The 5,780-nt window shown below is 72.1% G+C and carries 4 protein-coding genes; 1 reads left to right on the plus strand and 3 read right to left on the minus strand.

Annotation, left to right across the window (positions count from 1 at the left end; all coding sequences use genetic code 11):
• Together BZL64_RS28685 and BZL64_RS28690 are read right to left on the minus strand one after the other, a co-directional pair.
• The coding region (locus tag BZL64_RS28685; RefSeq protein ID WP_107430362.1) for a sensor histidine kinase at positions 1-1,112 on the minus strand (1,112 nt) is incomplete at its 3' end.
• Positions 1,113-1,119: 7 nt separating this feature from the next.
• Positions 1,120-3,363 (minus strand): MMPL family transporter, encoded by a 2,244-nt coding sequence (locus BZL64_RS28690; protein ID WP_086772075.1) that lies wholly within the window; start codon positions 3,361-3,363, stop codon positions 1,120-1,122.
• A 283-nt stretch (positions 3,364-3,646) separates the two neighbouring features.
• Between BZL64_RS28690 and BZL64_RS28695 the strand changes: the two genes are divergently transcribed.
• The gene (locus BZL64_RS28695; protein WP_086772076.1) at positions 3,647-4,156 is read left to right on the plus strand and encodes a DinB family protein; all 510 of its coding nucleotides are present in this window, start codon (positions 3,647-3,649) and stop codon (positions 4,154-4,156) included.
• A 104-nt stretch (positions 4,157-4,260) separates the two neighbouring features.
• On the opposite strand, the gene BZL64_RS28700 is transcribed toward BZL64_RS28695, so the two are convergent.
• Positions 4,261-5,565: a hypothetical protein gene (locus BZL64_RS28700; protein ID WP_143663337.1), complete on the minus strand. Its 1,305-nt coding sequence runs from the start codon at positions 5,563-5,565 to the stop codon at positions 4,261-4,263.
• Positions 5,566-5,780 lie beyond the last annotated feature (215 nt).

Consider the following 5,780-nt stretch of genomic DNA (forward strand, 5'->3'; position numbering starts at 1 on the left):
GATCGGTCCGCCGCGGCGGACGCGGACGGCCCTGACGACGCGGTCGGTCCCGTGGACGCGGTCGGCGCCGTACGGGTGCCCCCTCCGTCGTCGGCGACGGTGATGGTCACACGATCGCCGGTCCAGACGAGGCGCACCCGGGCGCTCCCGGCACCCGCGTGCTTGGTCACGTTGGTCAGTGCCTCCTGGACGATGCGATAGGCGGTGAGGTCCACTCCCGGCGGCAGCTGCCGGACCCTGCCCTCCTGGTGCACCGACACCTCCAGGCCCGCGCGGCGGAAGGACTCCAGGAGCGTGGGAAGCCGGGACAGCCCCGGCGCCGGTTCGGCGGGCGCGGCCGTGTCCCCGGACTGACGCAGCAGACCGACGGTGGCCCGGAGTTCGTCGAGGGCGTGGCTGGTGGTCTCGACGAGTTCCTTGAGGCTGGTGCGAGTCTGCTCCGGGCGGGTGTCGAAGAGGTGGGCGGCGACCGTGGCCTGCGCGTTGGCCAGGGTGATCTGATGGGCCACGAGGTCGTGCAGGTCCCGGGCGATGCGTACCCGTTCCTCGGCCACTCTCCGGCGCGCCTCGCTGTCCCGGTTCTGCTCGGCTCGGCGAGCCCGCTCCTCCACGGCCTCCAGGTAGGCCCGTCGGTTCCGCACCGAGTGACCGAGCACGCCGGCCACCAGCGGGAACGCCGCCACCACGCCCATTCTGCTCGCGTCCTTCCACGAGAAGTCCCCGAAGGCGGGGATGGCGGCGGCCAGTGCCGCGGAGGTGAGCACCACCGCGCTCGCCGCGCGCCGTTCGGTACGCGCGGCGAGCGAGTAGGAGTAGGTGGTGATCACGGCGGGGGTCACGATGAGCGGGGTGAGCAGGAGGCCCAGGGGCGGCACCAGCACGCCGACCGCGGTCGTGGCGGCCAGGGCGGCGAGCGGTGCCCGGTGCCGCACCGGCAGCACGGCGCAGGAGACCACGGCGATGACGTAGGCGGAGACGGACGGCGGTGACAGCGTGTCGTCGACCTGCAGCACACCGCCGAGCAGACAGAGCGCGAACGCCAGCGTCGTGATCGCTCCCTCCCGCCACCACGAGGTGCGTGGTCGCGGGCCACCGCCGCCCGTGTTCGTCATCGCGGGCTCAGTCCCGGCCGACGGGAAGCCGCCGAACCGCCGCGTCCGGTTCGGTCGCGGGGTCCGGAACCCGCCTGCTCGGTGCCTCACCCTCGATATCCACGTTCGGCAGCACGCGGTCCACGATACGGGGCAGCCACCAGGCCCGGTGGCCGAGCAGTGCCAGGACCGCGGGTGCGATCGCCATCCGGACCACGAAGGCGTCGAAGGCGACGGCGGCGGCCAGCCCGACGCCCATCGTCTGGATGGTGGGGCTGTTCATCCCGACGAATCCGGCGAACACACTGATCATGATGACCGCCGCCGCGGCCACCACACGTCCGCTGTGCCGGAAGCCGCTGACGACGGCCTCGCCGGGGGACGCGCCGTGGACGTAGGCCTCCCGCATCCGGGTGAGGAGGAAGACCTCGTAGTCCATGGCGAGGCCGAACACGATTCCGATGATGAGGATCGGCATCAGTGACATCACCGGTCCGGTCTGCTCGATGCCGAGCAGGTCCGCCGCCCAGCCCCACTGGAAGACGGCGACGAGGACGCCGAAGGCGGCACCCACGGACAGCAGAAAGCCGAGCGCGGCCTTGACCGGCACCAGGACCGAGCGGAAGACCACCATCAGCAGAAGCACCGCCAGGCCGATGACCACGGCCAGGTAGGGGATGAGGGCGTCTGACATGGCCTGGGAGATATCGATGTTCATCGCGGTGGTACCGGTCACCAGGACGCCGGCGCCCGTCCCGGCCTCGACGCCGGAGACCGCGCCCCGGATCGCGTGCACCAGGTCCTTGGTCTCGCCGCTGTTCGGCGCGCTCTGCGGAACGGCGGTGAGGACGGCCGTGTCCTTGTCGCGGCTGAGCACCGGATCACCGACCGACGCGACCCCGTCCACTCCTCGTACGGTCTTGGCGACCAGGTCCGTGGTGGCCCGCGGGTCCCCGGACTGCGACGTGTCCACGACCACGGTCAACGGGCCGTTGAAGCCGGGACCGAACCCCTCCGACAGCAGGTCGTAGGCACGGCGCTGAGTGGTCTCCACCGACTTGGACTCGTCTCCCGGCAGGCCGAGTTCGAGGCTCAGCGCCGGTAGGGCGACGGTCCCGAGCCCGAGTACGGCCGTCACCAGGACCGCCACGGGCCGGCGCAGCACGAATCGCGCCCAGCGGATGCCGATGCCGGGCCGCTCCGCCGCGGGGAGCACCGGGTGCGGATGCCGGCTTCCCGGCCGGGTGGCCCTGCGGACGGCGCGGGACAGCACCCGGCGGCCGAAGAAGCCGAACAGCGCGGGAACCAGGGTCAGCGCGACGAGTACGGCGAGTACCACGGCGCCCGCGCCGCCCATACCGATCTTGGTGAGTTCGGGGATTCCGACTACCCCCAGCCCGATGAGGGCGATGACGACGGTCGCGCCGGCGAAGACGACGGCGGATCCGGCCGTGCCCACCGCCCGGCCTGCGGCCTCCTCCGGCTCGCTGCCCCGGGCGCTCTCGTCGCGGAAGCGGGAGGTGACGAAGAGGGCGTAGTCGATGCCGACCGCCAGCCCCAGCATCAGCGCCAGAATGGCGACGGTGGATGTCAGGCCCAGCGGGACGGCCAGTGCGGAGACCAGGCCGAAGGCGATCGCCACGCCCGACAAGGCGGTCAGCAGCGACAATCCGGCAGCGACCAGCGAACCGAGGGCGAGGACCAGCACCACCGCCGCCACCGACACGCCGATCAGCTCCGTCGTACCACCCGGTTCCTCCTCCGCGTCCAGGGCCGAACCGCCGATCTCCACGGTCAGCCCCGCGTCCCGGGCCTGGCTCGCGGCGTCCTCGAGGGCGCTCTTCGTCGGCTCGGTCAGGTCGACGGCTCCCACCGTGTAGGTGACCGTGGAGTAGGCGATGGTGCCGTCCTCACTGACGGCGCCGGTCTCGTAGGGGTCGGTGGCCGACGCGAGCTGAGCGCCCCCGTCCAGGGAACCGAGCGTGTCCTCGACGGCCGCCCTGTGCTCGGCGGCGGTCACCCGCTGTCCGTCGGGTGCCCGGAACACCAAGCGGGCCTCGGCACCCTGGGAGTTGCTCTGAGGGAAGCGCTCGTCCAGCAGGTCGAACGCCTGCTGTGACTCCGTTCCGGGCATGGAGAGGTCCTCTTCCTCCCCGGCCGGCGCCATGGCGGCGGCAGCGACGGCCAGCACCAAGGCACCCAGCCAGAGGCCACCCACGAGCCGGCGCCGCCGGAAGGCCCACCGTCCGATCCGGTAAAGAACTGTCGCCATTCGTCGATCACTCCAGACGCCTCAGGGCAAGGGAAACGCGTGAGATTCACGCGCCTCCCACACTTGCCTCCGGCGCCCCGTCGGGCATCGTGCGCCGCCGCTGTCCTCCCCTGGTGCGCGCGGACCAGCCGCTCACGGGTCCTGGTGCCTACGCACTACGCCGGGGGCCTGACCGACCTGCCCCTGGACCCGCAAGACGTGGCGGGGCAAGGGGACGTGCGGGACGGACGCGACCGGCTCACCCGTCCTTCCGAGGAGACGGGAGCGCACTATCCTTGCGCGCATGGTCTCCCATCCCTCAGTTCAACCCGCCGTGTTCCAGGCTTCGTTGCGCGAGCAGTTCGAGGCGTTTCTCGACGAGCACCGATCCGCGTTGCACGACAGCCTCGACGGGCTGACCGAGGAGCAGGCCCGCAGGTCGCTGGTCACCTCCAAGACCACCCTCCTGGGGCTGGTCAAGCACGCCGCGTTCGTCGAGAGGGTCTGGTTCGACGAGGCGATCAGCTGCCGGTCCCGTACCGAGATCGGCATTCCCGCCTCCCCCGACGAGTCGTTCGATCTCCGCGACGGCGACACCATCGCCTCGGTCCAGGGTGCCTACCGGCAGGCCTGCGCGGCGTCTCGTCGAGCGACGGCGGAATTGACACTGGACGACCTGCTCCTGGGGAACCGCCGGGGACCGCTGCCGCTGCGTTGGGTCTACCTCCACACGCTGCGCGAACTGGCGCAGCACTGCGGCCACGCGGACATTCTTCGGGAGCAGATCCTCGACGGCACCGCGCACGGCGGCTGAACCGTGAACCGGCCTGGAGCCCCGGTGGGAGCTGCGGGCTGAGGCGGTCCGGTGGGTGGAGCCCAGCCCGGCTCGGTACCGGACGACGTTCAGGGGCCGGCGGTTCACGAACGTCTCGGCACGTCCGTGAGGATCGCCCGGCGGGTGCGGCGGGCGGCGGCCAGAAGAGCTTCGTCGAGTCTCATCTCGGCGTCGCGGGTGGAGTCGTTGACGGGGATGCGGGTACGCCTGTCGATCAGCGCCGTCACGGCCGGCAGCGCGGGGCGGGCATGACCGCCCATCCGGGCGAGACCCGCCAGGTAGTGCTCGCCGACCGCGTAGTCGGCCAGGTGCGGTGTCATGAGGGCGAGCAGCCGGGACAGTGCGGAAGGGCCGGCGTGCCGCAGCCACAGCGGGGCACACTGCGCCTGTGAGCGGCCGGGCCGGGAGAAGGTCAGGTTGTACAGCTGGGCGGCCTGCCGGAAGGTCAGCGGGCCGGCGTCCAGCAGTGCCTCGAAGATCGCGGAGGCGTGAGCGAGGCGGGTGACGCCCACGGGCTCGGCGGCGAGCAGCGCGGCGGCGGACGGGCTGTCGTACGCCGTCGTGGTGGACGGGATCCGGCGGGCCCTCGGAGACGGGGTGAACGGAACTCCGGCGAGAAGGCTTCCGTGCGTCCGCATCGCCGCCTCGGAGATGGAGGCTGTCGTGAGGGCCAGTCCCAGAGCCTGGGTGACCCCTTCGCCGCGGTGTCGCACGAGCAGCGGCAGCAGCCTGACCGGGGCCGCCCGCCAGCCGTGGCACGCCGCGCGGGCCAGTTCGGCGCCGATGTCCCGGGTGGCGGGCTCGGTGAGCAGGCGGGTTACGAGGGCGTATGTGTCGTGTTCGCGCCTCAGTCCGTACAGGGCCCGGCCCCACATGTGTCCGATGTCGTCGAGGTGGTGTGCGGCCTCCCGGACGTCGTCGAGGAGTGCGGCGTCCAGAGAGGGCCATCGTGCGGGTCGTGCCGTGCGCAGCGTCTGCAGGTGGGCGAGGAAGCGGACCGACGGGAGGCCGTCAGCTGTGAGGTGGGCGGCGGCCGGGCCGAGTGCCCTGGCCAGAGTGGTGCGCACGAGTGGATCGGCGAGTTCACCGAGGGCCGCGAGGACCGGGCCGGGCTGCCCGCGGTAGCCGAAGAGGCACGCGGCTCGGCGCCGTACTTCCTCGTCGGGGTCACCGAGTCGGGCCGCCGCGGCGTCCACGGCCTCCGGCCAGGGCCGTTCGCGGGCCAGGCTGTGGAGGAGGTCCAGGGCCTCTCGGCGCACGAAAGGGGTGTCGGCGTGGACGAGTTGGAGCAGCCGGGTGGCGACGGGGCCGCCGCGGTCGGCTCGTATCGCCTCGAAGAGCGCGATACGGGAAGGGTGGGCGGGCGTCGTGGCGGTACCGTCGGCCACGGCCTCCTCCAGCCACGTCATCGGGCGGGGCGGAAGGCGCCCTTCCGTGCTGGAGCTTCGATCATGCGGCCGATCATCCCACAGGCACAACGGCTCGAGCACGGCGTTGCGGCCTGAGCGAGGTACGCGGCGGAACTTCGTCCGTCGGCGACGTGACCGCCGAACGCGTGCGAGGCCCGTCGGGCGCCGTTTTGCCGGACCGGCAACAACAGTGG

Origin of the sequence: Streptomyces bobili, from assembly GCF_002154575.1 — a bacterium.
GTDB classification, from domain to species: Bacteria; Actinomycetota; Actinomycetes; order Streptomycetales; family Streptomycetaceae; genus Streptomyces; species Streptomyces bobili.